The sequence below is a fragment of the Streptomyces sp. NPDC053673 genome (genome assembly GCF_055585225.1).
Genome location: NZ_JBVJKN010000003.1, coordinates 197,196 through 215,771, shown reverse-complemented (window position 1 = coordinate 215,771; position 18,576 = coordinate 197,196). Strand labels below are relative to the sequence as shown.

The window sequence follows — 18,576 nt, the reverse complement described above, 5'->3', positions numbered from 1 at the left end:
TGATCCTGGGGCCGCACGTGGGGCCGTCCTCCCTTTACCCACGAGAGTCCGTTTCGCGGATGAGGCTCCCCGCGAACGAGATGGCGGCTTCCGCTGCGCGAAAATTCGTGCGCGCCGCACTCGCCGAATGGGGCTCGCCGGCGCTCTCCGAGGCCCCCTCCGCACCCCGGCCGCGGGTGATCGACGACCGGCTCGTCGACGACGCCGTGCTTCTCGTCAGTGAACTGGTCACCAACGCGATCATGTACGCCGGCACGGACGTGGAGGTCGCGTGCAGTCTCGAATCCGGACCCCGCTCCCTCGCCCCGTCCGCAGCGGATGGGCCAGGGCCCTCGGGCGTCGTCGTCGAGGTGCTGGACCACAATCCCTCCCGCGCGGTGCGCGGCGGCCGGGACGCATGGCGCGAGGGCCGCGGCCGTGGCTTCCAGCTCGTACGGGCACTGGCCGAATCGTGGGGGGTGATCTACCGGCGCACCGAGAAGTCCGTGTGGTTCCGGCTGGAAACCGCTCGCAGCACGCCGGAGCCCGACGGCTCCGTCAACGCCTCCACCGGCAGCACATTCGACGGCACCGCCGAGGACGCGCTCCAGCGCGAGCCGCGGGCCCCCGACATACTCCCTCCCTCCCGGCCCCGCCCCCGCCCAGGCCGCACCGCCGCATGGGTCGACCGCGCCGGGCCCACGTTCCTCGCCGAGGCCGGCGAACTCCTCGCCGGGCAGCTGGACGAGGACATGGTCGCCGCGATCGCGGGACAGCTCCTGGTGCCCAGGCTCGCCGACTGGTGCGGCGTGTGGCTGACCACCGAGTCCGGCGCCATGCGGCTCTCCCGCGTCTGGCACACGGACGAGCGGTGCATCGGCGCACTGCGCCGGGCGCTCGAGAACGACCCGCCGCCCGCCCGGCTCCCCACGACCGGCATTCCCTGGCCCTGGCCGCAGAACGCGGACGCCGCCGGCGCGGGCGGCTCTGCGCTGCTCTTCCCCCTCGTCGCGAGCGGCTGCTGCCACGGCGCGATGTTGCTGGGGCGCAAGGGGGTGTCGCAGATGACCGACGGCCTCGTACGGCTCGCGGAGGACGTGGCGCGGCGTGTGGCCCACGCCGTCGCCACGGCCCGCCACTACACCAAGCAGGCCACCATCAGCCGGGCGCTCCAGCGCCGGCAGCTGCCCGAATCCCTCGCCGAAATCCCGGGCATCGACACGGCGATCGTCTACGAGCCGCGAGGCGAGGGCCAGACGGTCGGCGGCGACTTCTACGACCTCTTCCCGATGGGAGACCTCGAGGACCGCCGCTGGTGCTTCCTGCTCGGCGATGTCATGGGCCACGATGTGGAGGCGATGTCCGTCACCGGCCTCGCCCGGCACCTGGTGCGCCTGCTGGCCCGCGAGGGACATGGCGTCGAATCACTTCTCGGCAGGTTGAACATCGCACTGACGGAGGAGAGCGTGGAAGCCGTCGCACTCGGCGGCGAGCAGACGGGGCCACGCTTCCTGAGCCTGCTCTACGGGGAGCTGGAACCCGACCCGGTGGAGGGCGGCGCGCGCTGCACGATCGCCAGTGCCGGGCACCCGCTGCCACTGCTGCTTTCGGCCGACGGCGATGTGGCGCCGGCCGCGGACCCGCAGCTGTTGCTGGGGGTCTCCGAGAGCGCGGAGTTCCGGGCCAACTCCTTCCACCTCGCCCCGGGAGAGACGCTGCTGTGCGTGACCGACGGGGTGACCGAACGCCGGCGGGGAAACCGTCAGTTGGACGATGCCGACGGGTTGGCCGAGGTGTTGCGCGGGTGCGTCGGAATGGGTGCGAAGGCCGTGGCGGAGCGGGTGCGCCAGGCCGCGCACGACTTCGACACCAGTCCGATCGACGACGACCTCGCTGTGATGGTGATCGAAGCGATACCGGTGCCTGCGCCGGGGGGCGGGCCCGGAGCGGAGCCGGACGCGGCCCGCCCCCGCCCCGGTACGCAAGCCGGCCCGTACGCAGCCGGGCCCACGACGTGACGCGCTCACGCGGCTCGGCAGGGCCCCGGTCGACCGGGCCCGGGGCTGCCTTCTGACGCCTCCTCGGCCGCCCATGACCGGAGGTTCCTAGGAATTGCCGTGTGCGTTGAACACGCCAGGGGCGGCTTCCGTATGTATCACGGCGCAGCCCCCACTGCCGTAACGGCAACGACGCACAGGAGTTCTCTTGACACGCACCTCACGAAGACGCTCGAAGAGCGGCAGAAGAGTAGTCGCTGCCTCGGTCGCGCTGATGCTGGGCGGGGGTGGACTGATTGCGGTCAACTCCTACGCTGCGGCCGGCGAGGGATGGGGGCTCAGGTCCGACGGCCGGAACGAGCAGACACAGACACTCGGTGCCGGACCTTCCACCATCAAGTGCCCAGAGGTCGCGAACGGGCTCGCCGAGGTGCCGGATGCGGCGAGGCCGGAGGTCGACCGCGAACTGGCCGGGCTGGACAGCCAGATCACCGAGGCGTACGAGCGGTTCGTCGATCAGAAGGAACAGGTCGAGCGCGATCCGCAGTTCGCCCAGAACGCCGTCCTCGAACCGCTGAAGAACAAGCGCACAGCGAGCATCGACCGCATCGCCACAGCCATCGGCCGGGTGGCCGGGGAGCGCCCACAGGGACTGGAGGCGATGGCCCCGTGCACCCTGCAGGTGGATGACGCGGACGGCGCCGGCAGCGATGAGGGCAACGGCCAGGGCCAGGACCAGGGCGACGGACAGAACGACGCCGGCGGTGGCCAGAACAACGGCAACGGCAACGGTGACGGCAACCAGGGCAGCGCCGGTCAGGCCGGGAACGGCCCCGAGACGTCCGACTTCGTCGACATCGCGTCCGTCCAGCCGAACATACGAAGCCCCCGCGAACTCGGCGACGCCTCGCGCGGCACCTTTGCCACGGACTGCGGCCGGAACGAGAACGGCAAGTTCAACCCGGACAATGTGATCGTCGCCCCCGGTGTGAGCAACGGGGCGCACCACATGCACGACTACGTGGGCAACCAGGCGAACGACGCGTTCGCGAGCGACGACGACCTCGCCAACGGAGCCACCACCTGCCGTGACCAGGGCGACAGGTCGACCTACTACTGGCCGGTCCTGCGCGTGCAGAACGGGCAGGACGAGAACGACGCCCAGGCCGACGGCGGCGGCAAGGACAAGAACGTCGGAAGGATCCTGACGCCGGCCCAGGTCACGCTGAACTTCGTGGGAAGTCCGGTCTCCAAGGTCACGGCGATGCCGCGATTCCTGCGGATCATCACCGGTGACGCCAAGGCTTTCGTCAACGGCAACGCGAACGCCAACGCGTCCTGGAGCTGCACCGGATTCGAGGACCGTCAGCTGAAGGACAAGTACCCGGTCTGCCCGCAGGGCAGCAAGGTCGTACGGACGTTCAAGTTCCAGAGCTGCTGGGACGGTCAGAACACCGACAGCGCCAATCACCGCACCCATGTCGCCTTCGCGGATGAGAACGGCCGCTGCCAGAACGGTTTCCGGGCCATTCCGCAGCTGGTGCAGCGCATCGTCTACGACGTTCCGCCTCCGGCCTTCGGTGGTGACAACCCCAGCGTCTTCGCGGTCGACTCCTTCCCGGAGCAGCTGCACAAACCGGTCACCGACCACGGCGACTTCATCAACGTCTTCGACGACAGCCTCATGCGGGAGCTGGTGGACTGCATCAACGACGGGCGTGAGTGCGGGCCCGACAGCCCCGCGGAACCCGCTGAGCCCAGCGAACCCGGGAACCCGGGTGACCCTGCGGACCCCGCGGACCCCGTTGAGCCAGGGAACCCCGCGGACCCCAGCGATCCGGCCGAGCCCGGGGAGCCCGAAGCCCCCGGGGACCCCGGCCGGCCCGCTGAGCCCAGTGATCCGGTTGAGCCCGGGAAGCCTGCGGACCCGCCGGCCGGCAACGGGGAGAAGCCCGGGGCCGGGCCGGATGCCGGGACGTCCGGGGGGCAGGCCGAGCCGGATGCCCCGGGTGATGTGCAGAAGCCGGAGGGCTCGACCGATTCGGGTGCGGGTGCAACTGGCGGCCAGGCCAAGCCGTACACGGGGGGCGATGCGCAAAAGCCCGGGGTGCCGACCGGGTCGGGCACGGGCACGTCCGGTACGGAGGCCACGCCGGAGACCGGCGGGAAGACCCCGCCGTCGGGCACGGGAGCCGAGCCTCAGGCCGGCAGTGGAAGCGCGACCGGCGGCCAAGCCCAGGCCGCCGGCGAGCCGCAGGGCGGCCGGGGCGGGCTCGCCGCCACCGGCGCTCAGCTGTGGCCCTCCGCGGCCGGAGCCGTGCTGCTGATCGTGGGTATCGTGCTCCTGCGCACGCGCAACCGACGTGGGCCCGCCCGGCGTTGATGTAGCCGGCCGTGCTCCGGCCCTGGCCGGACCCGCAGTTCGCTGGTCCGGCCAGGGTTCACGGCGGTGAAAGCGCCCGGACCCCGGCCAAGACCGGCGTCGGCATCCGTACGGCCCCGTGGTGCCGAGCACCGTGGCCGCGAACAGGGAGACGCCGGACAGTGCGAGGGCACCCCGCAGGGACCTCAGCCTGCGGCCGGCTGTGTAGAAGTCGTTGACCCGGTCCCTCTCGGGGCCGCTGAGAACGCCGATCGCGGATCTGTGTGCCCTCACCAACCGCTCAGCGGGTGCGCCACCGGCGTCGGAGGTGGGCGCCGACAACGGCGCCCACGGCGAGCAGCGCCGCTGCCGCAGCAGTGACCGCAAGGGGAACGCCACCCGAACCGGCTGTGCTCGACGAGGGCTTCGCGGCGGCTTCCGGTGGGGACGAGGCGGGTGCCTTCGGCGGCTGCGGCGCCGTGGGCCGGCCGGCGGAGACGCCCGGGGCCGACGGTCCGCCCTCGGCGTCCGTCGTGCTGCGGCTGTCCTCGGCGTTCTCGTTCTCGTCGGCCTGTTCCTCGTCACCGGCGCTGGAACCGGCATCGGTGACGACGACGTCGGAGCAGGAGTAGTACGTGTCGGGCGTGTCGGTGTTCCGCCAGATCGTATAGAGCAGATGGCGACCGGTTCGCCTCTCGGGCAGAGTGCCCTTGATGCGATAGCTGCCGTCCTGGAGCACCGGGTCGGTGGCCGTCACGAACGGCTCGTTCTCCAGATCGTCCCAGGACAGCGGCGTGTTCGGATCGTAGCCGTCCTTGGTGAGATACACGCTGAAAGTGCCCCGGTGCGGGATGGTTGACGCGTAGGTGAGAGTGAACGGCTCGCCTGCTTCGAGCGTGCTGGCCGGCCAGTCGGCGCGCGCGACGTCCAGGCCCTTGTACGGGTCGATGCCGGCGCTGCACATCTCCCCGTCGGGGATTTTCGTACGGTCACGCCCCTCTACATCTGCCACACGGATGTTGTCCCATTTCTCGAACGCCGCACTCCCACCCGCCTCGGCGGCTGCGGCGCAGGCGGCCGAGCCTGCATGTCCACCCTGTCGACTGCATGCGACGGCCCGGCTGATCGGATCGGTCGGGGCGCCATGTGCCTCGGCCGGGCCGGCAGCGACCCCGACGAGGAACAACGGGGCGCCACCGACGAGTGAAACCATGGCCATGGTGCTGCGATGAGTGGACATTCTTGACAGACCTCCCTGGGGCCGAAACGGCAGACGCTCGCCTTGCTCACTAGTACGAGGCGAAGCGAGGGCAGTGCTCAGTCCGAACCCCGGTTTCGGCGTCGTCGAACAAGGAGCTCTCACCCGCAAGCAACCAGTGAACTGGCGCTCGGGCGGCGGCAGACCACGATCCCTTGCGGGTCCGTTTCAGGGCGTCAGGAACCCGGTGAGTGCTGCGGCGGCCGTCTCCGGATCCTCCAGCTGCGGGTAGTGCCCGAGGGCCGGCGGCCCGGCGAGCTCCATGATGTGGGCCTCCGGCATGCGCGCCCGGATCCGGGCGAGTACGTGGGACCCGCTGATGGGGTCGGCCGGCCCCCACACGAACAGCGTGGGCCCGGGGAAGCCTTCCAGGGCCGAGGTCCAGCGCGCGGCGTGCCGGCGGCGCTCGTCGATGTAGCGCAGCAGTCGCGGGGCGAGGCGGTGGCCGTTGCCGCGGGACGCGGCCGACCACAGGTCGCGCACGTCCTCGTCGTGGATCGGCCGTCCCAGCACGGCGCGCAGGGTCGCGGCGAACCGCCGCTCCGTGGTGAGAGGCGCCAGCAGCGGACCCAACGGGCCGTGCAGCAGGCGCTGGATCGGCACGGGGCGGTGAAGATCGGGATAGAGGCCGCCGTTGAGCCAGGCCATGCGCGTGATCCGGGCCGGGTCGCGGGCCAGCAGCTCCTGGCCGACGCTCACCCCGTAGTCGTGCGCGACCAGAGCGGTGCTGCCGATCCCGTACCGGCGCCAGACCTTCTCGACCAGCGAGGCCTGGTCGAGCACCGAGTAGCGGTGGCGTCGGGGCTTGTCGCTCTCCCCGAAGCCGAGCAGGTCCAGTGTGGTGACTCGGAGTCCGGCTGCGGTGAGCGCCGGGACGACGGCGGCCCAGTCGTGGGAGGACGTCGGGAAGCCGTGGACGAGGGTGACGGGCGCGCCGTGCGCGGGCCCGTCCTGGCGTACGAAAACCGAGTGACCGCCGATCCGCAGGGCGCTGCCCCCCTCGGCCCATTGGCGCAGCGGCGGCAGGACGCGTCCGCCGGTCATGCCGGCGCCTCCTCGGCGTGCAGGTACCCCAGCCCGTGCAGCAGCGTTCGCAGGCCGAACTCGAACTCGGCTTCGGAGTCGAGCGAGTTGAGCAGTTCGGCGTGTCGGTGGACCACCGGGTGGGTGCGAGGGGAGAGGGAGGCGAACAGTTCGGCCATCGCGGCACGCTGTCCGGCGGTCCGGGCCGCGCCGCCGGAGTCGAGCACCGCGGCACCGATCACGAAGTGGGTGACCGTGAGGTAGACGTGGACGGCGAACCGGGGGGCCCACCCGTGGTCGAGGAGCTGCCCGAGGGCGTGCTCACGGGCCCGCAGGGCGTTGGGGCCCAGCAACTGACCGGTGGTCAGCAGGGGGACGACCGCCGGGTGTGCCGACAGGACCCGGCGGAACTCCCGGGCCCCCCGCTCCAGCCCTGCCCGCCAGTCCCCGTCGAGAGAGGGCAGCCGGATCTCGCCCAGCATGTGGTCGACAGTCTCGATCAGCAGTTCCTCCCGGCTCGCGACGTGCCGGTAGAGGGAGGTGTGGCGGACCTGGAGGTGGTCGCCGAGCCGGCGCATCGTGAGCGCCTCCAGGCCCTCACGGTCGGCCAGTTCGAGCGCGCCCGCGGTGATCCGATCGAGCGTCAGCCCACCCTGGCGGGGCCTGCGCCGGTCGCGTTCGGCGTACCGGGCCTGCCACCAGGTGGGGGATCCGGGCTCGGCGGGGTCCGGGCAGGGGCCGGTCCGCCGAGGGCGGGCGGGTCCGGCTTCGGCTTCAGCTTCGGGTTGGAGTGTCATGGACGGCGCCTACTCGAAGAGGTCGGGTTCCGTGCGGACGATCTCGTCCCAGAGGGGTTGGAAGGAGAACCAGCCGGCGAGCGGGAATCCGGTCTGCTCCCGGGTGTGCCGGGCGGCCTCGGGGTCGATCAGGTGCGGAGTGCCCGCAGCCTCCGCCAGCAGCTGTGCCTGGGCACTGCGCTCCATGGAGATGAACCACCAGGCCGCCTCGTCGACCGATTCGCCGACGGTGAAGATGCCGTGGTTCTGGTGGATGACGGCCTTGTGCGGCCCCAGCCCCGCGGCGAGCTGCCGGCCGGCCTCCTCCTCGACCACCACGGCACCGGCGCCGTCCCGGTGGACGGTGTGCTGCTCGTACAGGGCGCACGCGTCCTGGGTGATCGGGTCCAGCAGTCGTCCCAGACTGGAGAAGGCCTTCCCGTGGACGGCGTGGGCGTGACAGGCGGCGACCACGTCGGGGCGTGCGGCGTGGATGGCGGAATGGATCACGAATCCGGCCCGGTTGACCGGGCGCCTGCCGTGGCGGACCTGTCCCTCGTGGTCGACGAGGATCAGGTCGGAGACCCGGATGTGCCGGAAGGACATGCCGAACGGGTTGACCCAGAACATGTCCGGGTGCTCCGGGTCCCGCACGGTGATGTGTCCCGCGACCCCTTCGGAGAAGCCGAGGCGGCCGAAGATGCGGCAGGCGCCGGCGAGCCGCTGCTTACGATGCTCGCGCTCCTGTGCGGGGTCGGTGAACACGGGCGGCATGGGCAGTTCGAGGTTCTCCTGTCGCGGCAGGAACGCACTGCCTCGCAGTCCGTCCGCGCCGCCGTCCCCCCGAGCGGCCCCCGCCGCCGAGCCCGTCCTCTGGTGCTCTCCCGTACTCGTCGCCTGGTCCACGCCCCGCCTCGCTTCCACTATGCGTCCGTTGGACGCACATAATGAGTCCGTTGGACGCATAAAAGCAAGACCCGTGGCCGCTCTGAGGCGGTCCCGCTTCCCGGGAACGCCGTGAGAGAGGGCCGGGACCGGAGCGGTCCGCTCCCGGCCTGCCGCTCGCGCGCCCGCCGGGGCCCGGGTGGGCTCGGCCGAACGGGGGTTTCGCCGTGCGGACCGGTGCCGGCGCCGCCGTTGCGGGTATGGCGGCGCGCATGAGCGGAATTGAACTCAGCAGCAGCGCGTTCGACGACCATACGGTGATCCCCCGTCGGTACAGCGGGGAGGGAGAGAACATCTCGCCGCCCCTGACGTGGTCGGGGGTGCCCCACGAGGCCACGGAGCTGGTGCTCCTGTGCGAGGACCCGGACGCGCCGGGGGCGTCCTTCCTCCACTGGCTGGTGACCGGTATCGATCCGGAGACCAGCGGGGCGGCTGAGGGCCACAAGCCCCAGGGGGGCTTGCCGTGGCCCAACGGCTTCGGGCGCGTCGGCTGGGGAGGGCCGATGCCTCCACCAGGGCACGGGCCGCACCGCTACTTCTTCCGCCTGTACGCCCTGTCCGAGCCGCTGCCGCTGCACGACCACCCGGGCGTCGAGGACGTGCACCGTGCTCTGAAAGGCAGGGAGCTGGCCTCCGGCACCCTGGTCGGCACCTATCAGCGCTGAGCGCGTCACCGTTGGTCGTGCTCGCCGGGCGATCTCCCCGCGCAAGCCCGGGTGTCATGTCCCGGACCCGCCGGCGACGTCGTGGATCGTGATCGCCTGTACGGGGCAGGCGCGGGCGGCTTCGCGGATCAGCGTTCCACCGGCGTCCTCGCGGCCCGGTAGGACCGTTCCGAAGCCGTCGTCGTCCTGGGTGAAGACGTCCGGTGATGTCAGGGCGCATTGCCCGGCGCCGATGCAGACGTCTCTGTCGATGGAGACATGCATGCGCATCACTCCTTCACCATGTGACGGGGAGTTCGAGCAACCCCTGGATCGTGTCGCCCGGCTTGAACGGGATCTCCTCGGCAGGAGCGGCGAGCCGCAGCCCCGGCAGCCGGCGCAGCAGCGTTCCGAGTGCGATCTCCAGCTCCGCGCGGGCGAGGTTCTGCCCGAGGCACTGGTGGATGCCGAAGCCGAACGCCACGTGGTGGCGTGCCGAGCGGGCCCAGTCGAGGGTGTCGGGGTCGCTGTAGGCGGTGACGTCCCTGTTGATGACGGAGGTCGAGAACACCACGCCCTCGCCCGCGCGGATGACCGTTCCGGCGACGTCGACGTCCTCGCGCGCGACCCGCAGCAGTCCGTCCGCGATCGACAGGAACCGGAGCAGCTCCTCGACGGCGGTGGGTACGAGCCCGGTGTCCGCCCTCAACTCGGCCAGTCGCTCGGGGTGGCGCAGCAGCGTATAGGTGCCCAGGGAGATCATGTTCGCCGTGGTCTCGTGCCCCGCGACCAGCAGGATCGTGGCGAGCTGCACCAGCTCCTCCCGGTCGGGGGCGCCGTCCTGGAACCTCCGAGCCGCCAGGTCGTCGAGCACACCCTCCCCGGGCTTCTGGTGCTTGCGGTCGATCAGGTCGCCCAGGTAGCCCTCCAGTTGGGTCAGTGCGTCCTCGGTGTCCGCTCCCGTCGGTCCGCGCAGCAGCCGCCGCGACTGCTTCTCGAAGAAGTCGTGGTCCGCGTACGGCACGCCCAGCAGATCGCAGATGACGATCGACGGCACCGGCAGTGCGAACGCGCTCACCAGCTCGGCCGGCGGACCCTGGGCCTCCATCGCGTCCAGCAGCTGGTCCACGGTTTCCTGGATGCGGGGCCGCAGTTGCTCGGCGCGCTTGAGGGTGAAGCTCGGGATCAGCAGCCGGCGCTGGGCGTTGTGCTCGGGGTCGTCCCAGCCGAGCAGCGCCGCGCGGCGGCGCCTGCGCAGGGTCGCGGACCGTTCGGTCGGCAGTGGGAAGTCGTCCCGGGTGCTGTCGGTGGAAAGACGCTGATCCGCGAGGAGTGTCCGGGCGATCGCGTGCCCGGTGACGAACCACACCTGCCGTCCGTCCCAAAGGGTCACCCGCGACAAGGGGCGCTCGTCATGGAGCCGGGGGTAGTCGGTGGGCGGGTGGTAAGGGCAGGTGCGGTCCTGGGGGAACGCCACGGGTTTCGTCATGGGGCCTCACAAGGTGCGTATGGGGTGGCTCTGACGTTGGTGCCGTCACCACTACATGCCTCAGGCACCTATCCGGTCTACGCGTAGTTCGGCCAATCCACCGCAGGGCACGGTGTCGGCACCCGCTCGGTCCGGCACAGCCACCTCCAGGGCGCACCTGGCGAGCTTCCGGCCCTCCGGTCGCAGTGCTCACCACCAGGTGCGCCCGGCCAGCAAGGCGTCCATGGTGAGCTCGACGCGCTCGCCGTTGGCGTCGTAGCCGAACATACGGGTGGGCGCGTTGAGAGCCTCGGTGTGGCTGGGGTAGGTGAAGTACAGGAGTTCGCCGCAGTGATCGGCGGCGTCGTCCAGCAGTGATTCCTGGCAGGTGCCCAGGACTGTGATGCCGTGTTCCTGCGTGCTCTTGGCGAGGGCTCCGAGGACCTCTTGACGATGGTGCGTGCCGAGGGAATCCCCCAGTTCGTCGAGGATGAGCACGCGGCCGCGTGGTTGGGGTGAGGCGAGGAGCGCGGCCAGGACGAGGTGGATCGAGAACAGCTTCTCCTGCGCCGAGTTGGTGATGTTGTCGTAGGGCAGCAGGGGACCGCGGGGGCTACGCCGCCAGTACGGTGTGACGTCGCAGCGCCACACGTCCTGCAGGGCGGGCGGCGGGGTGAGCGCATGGTGGAGTTCGGCACCGTACAGGCCGGCGTCGCGGTTCAGAGTGGTCAGGGCGTCTTCGATGTCGTCCAGGGCCTGTTCGAGCCGCAGGGCGATGCTGCCCTGCATGATGTGCAGGCTTTCGCGCAGATCGGCCACTTTCTGCTCGCCGAAGGCGATACGACCGGCCCGCTGGGCGCGCTCGGCCGTGATGCGATCGGCGGCCGAGGTGTCGGAGTCGGCGAAGCGGTCGAGCCAGTCCCGGAGAGCTCGGGCGGGCGTCTCGAACGCGGTGGCATCGGCGAACGGGCGGCTGCCACTGTCGTCGGTGAGGTTGTTGCGGTGCCGGAGGGCGTCCTGGAGCGTGGTGGTCGGAGCGCCGGCACCGGTGTCGGTGTCGATACCGACCGCTTCGAGAGCGTGGTCGAGGTGGCGGCCGGCTCGCTGACGCAGGGTGCTCTCGCTGCGGCGTTCGGGTTGCGGGGCCTGAGGGTCGGCAGCCATGGGTGGGGTCGTGGTCCGGCGCAGGGTGCGGAGGGCGGCTTCGCGGCCGCCGCCGTGCTCTTGCCAGTAGGTGATGTCGAGAGCGGTGATCTGCTTCCTGAGGGCTGCTTGCTGTCCGGCGGCCTGCCGTTCGACCGACCGGGCCTTGTCGATCACACTCTGGGCTTGAGCGTGCTGGAGAGCGCGGGTGGCGTGGGCCACGACCGCTTGCTGCAGGGTGCTCTCGGCAGCGTCCCGTGCCTGCTTACGTGCAGCGGTCCTGCGCTGGAGAGCGGCGAGTTCACGTTCGAGCACGGGGCGCTGGGACCGCAAGTGAGCGGCAAGAGCGGCGGCCTCCAGGCGGCGGACCAGTTCCTCGCTCTGTGCTTCGGCTTTTCTGGCCCGGTCCCGCAGCCGGTGCGCTGCGGCGAGGTCCTGCTCGGCTCGTGCCACCTCGGTGCCAAGACGGTCGACGAGGGCGGCCCGGCCGGTGAACGGTTCCGTGAACCCGCCCAGCACATACAGGCCGAGGGGGTCGTCGACCGCGGTGTCCGGGCTGTGTTCCAGACGCATGCGCTCGGCCAGGGCATCGAGGAAGCCCCGCACGGGATCGCCGGTGTGTTCGTCCGCATGCGGGACAGCGATCAGGACGGCGGCGGGCAGACCGGTCAGGGCCACGCGGGCGGCGGGGACGTCGGATGCCCTGATGCACACGGCGTCGCCGTACAGCGCCAGGCGCGGCTCCCATGCGGAGCGCTCCTCTCGGGACAGGCCGAGCCCGTCGAGCAGCCCCTTGGCGCTGATCCCCGCCGAGCTCAGTGTGCTGATCGTCCGTCCGGCGGCGCCGTAGCGCCCTTCTTCGGCTCGGGAGAGGTCGTCGTGGGCGCGCTGAAGCCGCGCGTCGGCCTCGGCCAGGCGGACCTCGCAGGCGACGGTGACCTGATGGGCATTCTGCGCCTCGTGGCGCGCGTCCTCGACATGCCCCCGGGCCCCGGCGGCGCTGTCCTCGGCTTCTTCGAGAGCCTGGTTGTGCGAGGCGAGCCGGTGGCGTGCACCGCACTCGTCGTCGTGGGCCTGATCCAGCAGCCGCTCGGCGGTCTGCCTGGCGAGTTCTGCTGCGTCGCGCCGGCGTTCCAGGTGAGTGGGGTCCTCCAGCGTGTGCTGGACGGATTCGGCCGACTCGCGCTCGTCCCGGGCTCGTGCGAGCGTCTCGGCTTGATCGTCCAGCGCGGTCTGCAACTGTTCGGCGCGATCGAGGGCGTCGAGCAGGCCGCGGGCGTAGTGAAGGGCCCACAGCTCCTGCGCGCGGACGAGCTCCCCGCGCGCAGTGCTGCGCTGGGTGACGGCGCGCAGGGCTCGTTCCTCGATCGCGTGACTGCTGCTGTCCTCCGCCTGGCTGGTCTGCAGCTCGTGCTCTGCCTGGCTCAGGTCATGGCGCAGGGAGGCGTCGGTGTCCAGGAGGGCGGCACGGCCGGTGAGTTCGATCAGTGCGGTGCCGATCCCGGCAGGGGTGAACAATCCGGCGTCGAGCTTGAGCAGGGAGGGCCCGCCGCGCCGTTTCCCCCGGGACGTCAGGAAGGCGAGGCAGCGGGGGACCGGCCCGTACAGGGCGGTCGCGTACTGGGTGGCTCCCAAGGAGGATGCCGACGGCAGTCCGTGGTAGATCTCGGCGGCCTGATGGTGGCGTTCGTCGTCGTCCTGGGCGGTTGCCAGGTGGACGCCGGGGGCATGCCGGACCTCGACGTAGGTCGAAGTGGCGGACAGTTTCATCCATACGGTGTGGGCGGTTGCGGCGACGTCGTCGGGTGCGGCGAAGAGCCCCGCGATGTAGCCGGTGGTCGCCGGGGCGTAGCCCTGGGCGGCCACCCCGGCGGTCTGCGGTTCGAAGAGCAGGTCCGCGACGGTGGCCGGACCGCTGCTGTGCATCCGCCATTCCGGATCGCCGAGGAGCAGGGCGACGGATGCCAGCCAGCTGGTCTTCCCGGACTCGTTCGCATCCCGGGGGCCTTTTCCGGACACGGCGACGAAGCAGCCGGGGATGAGCCCGACCGCAGTGGAGGGGTGCCGGGCGATGTCGAAGGTCTGGACGCACAGCAGCTGCCGGTCACCGATGATCCCGAGGCTCATCGGGGCATCGTGCGGGGGCTGCGCCTTTTGCGGTGGAGTGACGGTGATCATGGCGCTGTCCCGCGCGAGGAGCCGGGCCGGCTGCCGGGCTGCGGCTGCTCCTGGCGGCGCCGGCGGATGGCCTGTGCGTACATCGAGTCGGGCCGGGTGACCAGTACCAGGTCCTCCCACAGCCGGGTGGACTGGGCGTCGGTGAGGCGCAGCAGTGCGGGGCCGGGCAGCAGGGTGCGGTGGAAGCCCTCCCGCAGCAGGCGTCGGGCCTTGAGGCGGCGCACCGCCGGACGGAGTTGCTCATAGGTGAAGTACGGGTTGGCGTACAGCTCCTCGACGCTCGTACCGGGCCCGTCCGTGAGCCAGGTCGCCGAGCCGTGCACACCGCGGGCTCTGGGGGCCGCCACGGTACGCAGCAGCACCAACACCAGCACCGCCCGGTCCACCGCGGGCAGGACACCGATGCCCTCGGCGGCCAGGCGCTCGGCCACGCCGTCGTCGTAACCGCTGGTGAAGCCCGCCACACCATGGTGCTCGCGGCTCAGCAGCGTCCGGCCGAGTGCGGCCAGTCGACGGGCGACGACCGTCCGCAGCGCATCGCTCTGCAATGCGGGAAACGCCTCGCCGGGGACGAGCCCGTCGGCGGTTTCCACTGCTGCGACAGCGGCCCGGACCTGTGCCTCGTCGTGGTCGGAGAGCGGTGTCTCACTCATCCTCGTCCTCCCACATCGGCGCGACGCCGTCCGGGCCCGGGAGCCGGTCGTGGAAGCGCCGCATGGTCTCGGCGAAGGTTTCCGGCAGCGCGGCCGCCGCCGGGCCCAGCCGCAGCCGGCGTTCGTCGCGGACGACCAGCAACAGCCATTGCAGTTCGCCGTCGAGGGCGGCCTTGGCGAATTTCACATCCAGACCGATGTCACCTGCCATGTCCAGGATGTCGGCCTGTTCGAAAGGACGGCCGGGGTACGGGGGCACGCGCTGATCCGGCCACGCCTGGGCCAGACACAGGGCAAAGGTGATCGTCTGGGTCGGGGTGAGCCGCGCGACGGGGTAGCTGCCCAGCTCCTCGGGAACCGGAGCCTCGGACCAGCCCAGCACGAGCGCACGGCCCAGCGCGCCCGGGCGGCCGACGGCACCGGCGGGTGCCGGCCACGGGCACTCGCACTCCACCAGACGGCGCCCCGCGGCATGAGCGACCTCGTCGGCCTGCGCCACAAGGCTCGCCGGAAGACGGTCGGGGGCGAGTGCGCCGCCTGCCCGGGCGGCGGCGAGGATCAGAGCCGCGTCAGGATTCTTCATCACCCTGCTCGCCTGCCACCATGGTGGGCGACCGGGCGCCCGCCGGAGTTCCTGTGCGGTGCACCGTGACCGGGTGGACATGGGTCACCCACGCCTCGCGGTCGATGACCAGCTCGGTGTCGATCTCCACCCGGTACGGGGCGTCGGGATCGGCGTCCAGCATGATCAGGTCGGCCAGGAGCCGGATGGCCCGCGGCCACCGGGAGCGACGCAACTCCTCCGTCATCTCGGCCTGGATCCGTTCCAGGAGCATGCGGTCGGCGGCCCGCTCGCGTCGTACCCGTGCACGTACCGCTCGCTCGGCCACCGCGCCGAACGGATCCCGGTCGGGAGACCCCTTGGGCACCGGGGGTCGGTAGCGCACCCGACGACGAGGCATGAACGCCTCCAAGGCGTCCACGACAGCCCCGGCGTCGAGCCACACCTGCGGGGTATCCACCACCAGCCCGAGGCCGGCCTCAGCGAGCTGCTCCGGCGAAGCGTTCCGGGCGGCGTCCAGGTACTCCTCGGCCGTCAGGACATCGAAGTCCAGAGTCGTCCCGGCGTGGTCCAGCACGCGCAGCAGAGCCTGTGCGGCCCAATGTGCGTACCGCTGCTCGGCCTCGACCATGGCGACAGCTGTGTGGGCGAGGCCGACGTCCTTCGGGAAGTGGCGGTTCACCGCGTGATTCAGTCGCAGCACCCGCTGGTCCAGGTTCTGATGGTGGTACTGCCACTGGTCCTCCATCAGCTCCTTCAGCGTGCCGTCGAGAACCAGAGCTTCCAGCTGCACGGCGAATGTCTGGAACACCCACTGGCAGAACACCATGTTGTGGGCGACCGCTTCACGGTCCGGGTGCTCGCGGTCGAGGAGTTCCTGCGTACGGTCCAGCAGGACGATCAGCTCGTCGATGCCGCCGCGGCTGTCCAGCCGGTCGCAGATCATCAGGAAGACCGTGCCGAGCGGATGAAAGGAGTGCCGCAGCTGGTGCCTCTTGGACCGGTGGGGACGAATGAGCCGCTCGCTCTCGAAGACCTCCCACCGGGACTCGAACGCCTCCACTGAATAGGCGGGACACGCATGCTGCGTGATCCACTCCCACACCTGGGTCTTCGTCGCCCCGCCCTGCGCGCTGTGAGCAGCGAATCCTTCCGCGATGTCCCGGGCGATCCGCAGATGCACACGGTCGGTGACCGTGCCACCGCTGTGGCGTGCGGCGGCCCCCAGGAACGTACGCAGGTTCTCGGACTGCTGTGCGTCGCTCAGCTGCCGCCTTGCGTGATCGGGGGTGTCTTCGGGCGCGGGCCTCACGTCGGTGTCCCTTCATACAGGACCGTCCGTGTCATCATCCCCGTACCCCGCCCGGCTTGCCAGCTCTGATCGGATATGCAGGCAATAGTCCATTCGGCCTCTCGCTGCAGAGGCCGCCCCGCCGTAGCCTGCGAGCGCGGCGCAGCCAGGCTCCCTCTCGACGTTCTGTGCAGCTACGGCGGGGGTCGTGGGCACGCGAGCAGCATGGCCGTCGCGAAGGTGGTCAGTGCGGTGCGGATCCGGATCATCAGGGCGCCTTCCATTTCTGGAGGGGGGAGGTTACGTAACGTATCCGATCCGACACTCCGTGCATGCAAGGGCTGGTCGGGGGTCGCACTTCGCTTCGGGGTCATCAAGTCGGGCTGTGGGTGCGGCGGAAAGGGCGGACGACCGCGCCGCGTGCCGTGCGCGTGCTCTCGATCAGGTGGCCCGAATGTCGTTGGTCGTCCGGACAAACCCCGCGCGGAGCAAGATCACTGTATCGAGTATGACCAACGGCCTTATGGGACGAGTTGGGCGTAGTGGCCGTTACTGTTTCCAGGGATCGGGGCGAAATCCCCGATATTAACCCTCTACTTCCTCTTTCACCGGTTGGCGCGCGTACGCCGATCACCTGCCTTGCGAAGGAGAGCCCGCCCGATGACCGTTGAGACCGGCCCGGAAGCGCAGGTGGAGCAGCCCCGGCAGTCCAGCCTGAGCACCGCGGCTGCCCGCAACCTCGCCACCACGACCAAGTCCGCCCCGCAGATGCAGGAGATCACCTCTCGCTGGCTGCTGCGGATGCTCCCCTGGGTGGAGACGAGGGGCGGCACCTACCGGGTGAACCGCCGGCTGAGTTACACCGTGGGCGACGGGCACATCGAGTTCGTCCAGGACGGTGCCGACGTCCGGGTGATCCCCCGAGAGCTCGGCGAACTGGCCCTGCTGCGCGGCTTCGAGGACGTGGAGGTGCTGACCGCGATCGCCGGCCGGTGCGTACAGCGGGACTTTCGTGCCGGCGAGGTGTTGGTCGAGCGCGGTACCCCCGCCGAGCGGCTCCATCTGATCGCCCACGGCCGGATCAGCCAGACCTCCGTCGGCAAGTACGGCGACGAGGTCGCCGTCGCCGTACTCGCCGACGGCGGCCGGTTCGGTGAGAACGCCCTTCTGGACCCCGACGCCAGGTGGGACTGCACCGCCACTGCCGAGACCGCCGGCACCCTGCTCACCCTGTCCCGCGCCGACTTCGCCGCCGTGCTGTCCGCCGCGCCGAGCCTGCAGGCCCACATTCAGCAGTTCAGCTCGCTTCCCCTGCAGCGGCAGAACCGTCACGGAGAGGCCGAGATCGCGATGTCGGCCGGCCATACCGGCGAAGTCGGGCTGCCGGGTGCCTTCGTCGACTACGAACTCAACCCGCGCGAGTACGAACTCTCCGTCGCACAGACCGTTCTGCGGATCCACACGAGGGTGGCCGACCTCTACAACGGGCCGATGAACCAGACCGAGGAGCAACTCAGGCTCACCATCGAGGCGCTGCGAGAGCGCCAGGAGCACGAGCTGGTCAACAACCGGGAGTTCGGCCTGCTCCACAACGCCGACTTCAAGCAGCGGATCCAGACCCACTCAGGCCCGCCCACCCCGGACGACCTCGACGAGCTGCTCTGCCGCCGCCGCGGCACCAAGCTCTTCCTCGCCCACCCCAGGACGATCGCGGCGATCGGGCGTGAGTTCAACGCCCGCGGGCTCTATCCGGACCACGTCGACGTCGGCGGGCAGCAGGTGCCGGCCTGGCGCGGGGTACCGATCCTGCCCTGCAACAAGATCCCCATCAGCAAGCAGAACACCAGCTCGATCCTCGCCATGCGAACCGGCGAGGACAACCAAGGCGTCATCGGTCTGCGTCAGACCGGCCTGCCGGAGGAGTACGAGCCGGGCTTGTCGGTGCGCTTCATGGGCGTCAGCGAGCAGGCGATCATCTCGTACCTGGTCACCACCTACTACTCCGCCGCCATCCTGGTGCCCAACGCGCTCGGTGTGCTGGAGGACGTGCAGATCGCCCGCCGGAGCGACTAGTGCCCCTCCGGCACGCGCCCTCGCTGCGTTGCCCAAAAGCCCTGGTAGCTCCGCTACAAGGACTTCCGGCCGCCTTGCGATGCACGCACCGGACGACGCTCCCTGACGGGCAGACATTGCCGGTCGCGGCACCAGGGCCTGTCCGACGGCCACGACAGCCCAGGCTTTCGCGCGCCGGGCGAGCATGCCCGGGATCCGGGACGGCCCCTCGCAGCGGCCAGACG

At 70.7% G+C, this 18,576-nt stretch carries 14 protein-coding genes; 4 read left to right on the top strand and 10 right to left on the bottom strand.

The genetic code is table 11. The features are described from left to right. The first annotated feature begins 59 nt into the window (after positions 1-59). Both ACZ6ZQ_RS06725 and ACZ6ZQ_RS06720 read left to right on the top strand, forming a co-directional pair. Positions 60-1,997 carry a SpoIIE family protein phosphatase gene (locus ACZ6ZQ_RS06725; RefSeq protein WP_469767475.1) on the top strand — a complete coding sequence of 646 codons (1,938 nt, stop codon included), beginning with the start codon at positions 60-62 and terminating at the stop codon, positions 1,995-1,997. Between the two features lie 187 nt (positions 1,998-2,184). Next, positions 2,185-4,359, top strand: coding sequence for a DUF1996 domain-containing protein (locus ACZ6ZQ_RS06720; RefSeq protein WP_469767474.1), 2,175 nt, complete (start codon positions 2,185-2,187; stop codon positions 4,357-4,359). Positions 4,360-4,639: 280 nt separating this feature from the next. On the opposite strand, the gene ACZ6ZQ_RS06715 is transcribed toward ACZ6ZQ_RS06720, so the two are convergent. The 4 genes from ACZ6ZQ_RS06715 to ACZ6ZQ_RS06700 all read right to left on the bottom strand — a co-directional run bounded on the left by ACZ6ZQ_RS06715 (position 4,640) and on the right by ACZ6ZQ_RS06700 (position 8,217). After that, positions 4,640-5,551 carry a lytic polysaccharide monooxygenase auxiliary activity family 9 protein gene (locus ACZ6ZQ_RS06715; protein ID WP_469767655.1) on the bottom strand — a complete coding sequence of 304 codons (912 nt, stop codon included), beginning with the start codon at positions 5,549-5,551 and terminating at the stop codon, positions 4,640-4,642. Between the two features lie 213 nt (positions 5,552-5,764). After that, on the bottom strand, positions 5,765-6,640 hold the full coding sequence (locus ACZ6ZQ_RS06710; RefSeq protein WP_469767473.1) for an alpha/beta fold hydrolase: 876 nt from the start codon (positions 6,638-6,640) through the stop codon (positions 5,765-5,767). Then, entirely contained in the window at positions 6,637-7,416 is a 780-nt protein-coding gene (locus ACZ6ZQ_RS06705) for a TetR/AcrR family transcriptional regulator (RefSeq protein ID WP_469767472.1), read from the bottom strand. The genes ACZ6ZQ_RS06710 and ACZ6ZQ_RS06705 overlap by 4 nt, the downstream gene beginning before the upstream one ends. Positions 7,417-7,425: 9 nt before the next feature. Beyond that, the gene (locus ACZ6ZQ_RS06700) at positions 7,426-8,217 is read right to left on the bottom strand and encodes a class II aldolase/adducin family protein (protein WP_469767654.1); all 792 of its coding nucleotides are present in this window, start codon (positions 8,215-8,217) and stop codon (positions 7,426-7,428) included. Between the two features lie 335 nt (positions 8,218-8,552). Between ACZ6ZQ_RS06700 and ACZ6ZQ_RS06695 the strand changes: the two genes are divergently transcribed. Next, the gene (locus tag ACZ6ZQ_RS06695; RefSeq protein WP_469767471.1) at positions 8,553-9,005 is read left to right on the top strand and encodes a YbhB/YbcL family Raf kinase inhibitor-like protein; all 453 of its coding nucleotides are present in this window, start codon (positions 8,553-8,555) and stop codon (positions 9,003-9,005) included. A 54-nt stretch (positions 9,006-9,059) separates the two neighbouring features. Here the strand turns inward: ACZ6ZQ_RS06695 and ACZ6ZQ_RS06690 are convergent, their stop codons facing one another. From ACZ6ZQ_RS06690 to ACZ6ZQ_RS06665, 6 genes are all read right to left on the bottom strand, one after another. Next, on the bottom strand, positions 9,060-9,269 hold the full coding sequence (locus ACZ6ZQ_RS06690; RefSeq protein ID WP_469767470.1) for a ferredoxin: 210 nt from the start codon (positions 9,267-9,269) through the stop codon (positions 9,060-9,062). Between the two features lie 13 nt (positions 9,270-9,282). Further along, entirely contained in the window at positions 9,283-10,473 is a 1,191-nt protein-coding gene (locus ACZ6ZQ_RS06685; RefSeq protein ID WP_469767469.1) for a cytochrome P450, read from the bottom strand. A gap of 189 nt (positions 10,474-10,662) precedes the next feature. Continuing rightward, the gene (locus ACZ6ZQ_RS06680; protein WP_469767468.1) at positions 10,663-13,722 is read right to left on the bottom strand and encodes a coiled-coil domain-containing protein; all 3,060 of its coding nucleotides are present in this window, start codon (positions 13,720-13,722) and stop codon (positions 10,663-10,665) included. A gap of 47 nt (positions 13,723-13,769) precedes the next feature. Then, positions 13,770-14,426 carry a hypothetical protein gene (locus ACZ6ZQ_RS06675; protein WP_469767467.1) on the bottom strand — a complete coding sequence of 219 codons (657 nt, stop codon included), beginning with the start codon at positions 14,424-14,426 and terminating at the stop codon, positions 13,770-13,772. Beyond that, positions 14,419-15,009, bottom strand: coding sequence for a hypothetical protein (locus tag ACZ6ZQ_RS06670; RefSeq protein ID WP_469767466.1), 591 nt, complete (start codon positions 15,007-15,009; stop codon positions 14,419-14,421). Before ACZ6ZQ_RS06670 ends, ACZ6ZQ_RS06675 begins: the two co-directional genes overlap by 8 nt. Next, on the bottom strand, positions 14,996-16,300 hold the full coding sequence (locus ACZ6ZQ_RS06665; RefSeq protein ID WP_469767465.1) for a hypothetical protein: 1,305 nt from the start codon (positions 16,298-16,300) through the stop codon (positions 14,996-14,998). Before ACZ6ZQ_RS06665 ends, ACZ6ZQ_RS06670 begins: the two co-directional genes overlap by 14 nt. A 639-nt stretch (positions 16,301-16,939) precedes the next feature. Between ACZ6ZQ_RS06665 and ACZ6ZQ_RS06660 the strand changes: the two genes are divergently transcribed. Further along, on the top strand, positions 16,940-18,352 hold the full coding sequence (locus ACZ6ZQ_RS06660; RefSeq protein ID WP_469767464.1) for a family 2B encapsulin nanocompartment shell protein: 1,413 nt from the start codon (positions 16,940-16,942) through the stop codon (positions 18,350-18,352). The last annotated feature ends 224 nt before the right edge of the window (positions 18,353-18,576 follow it).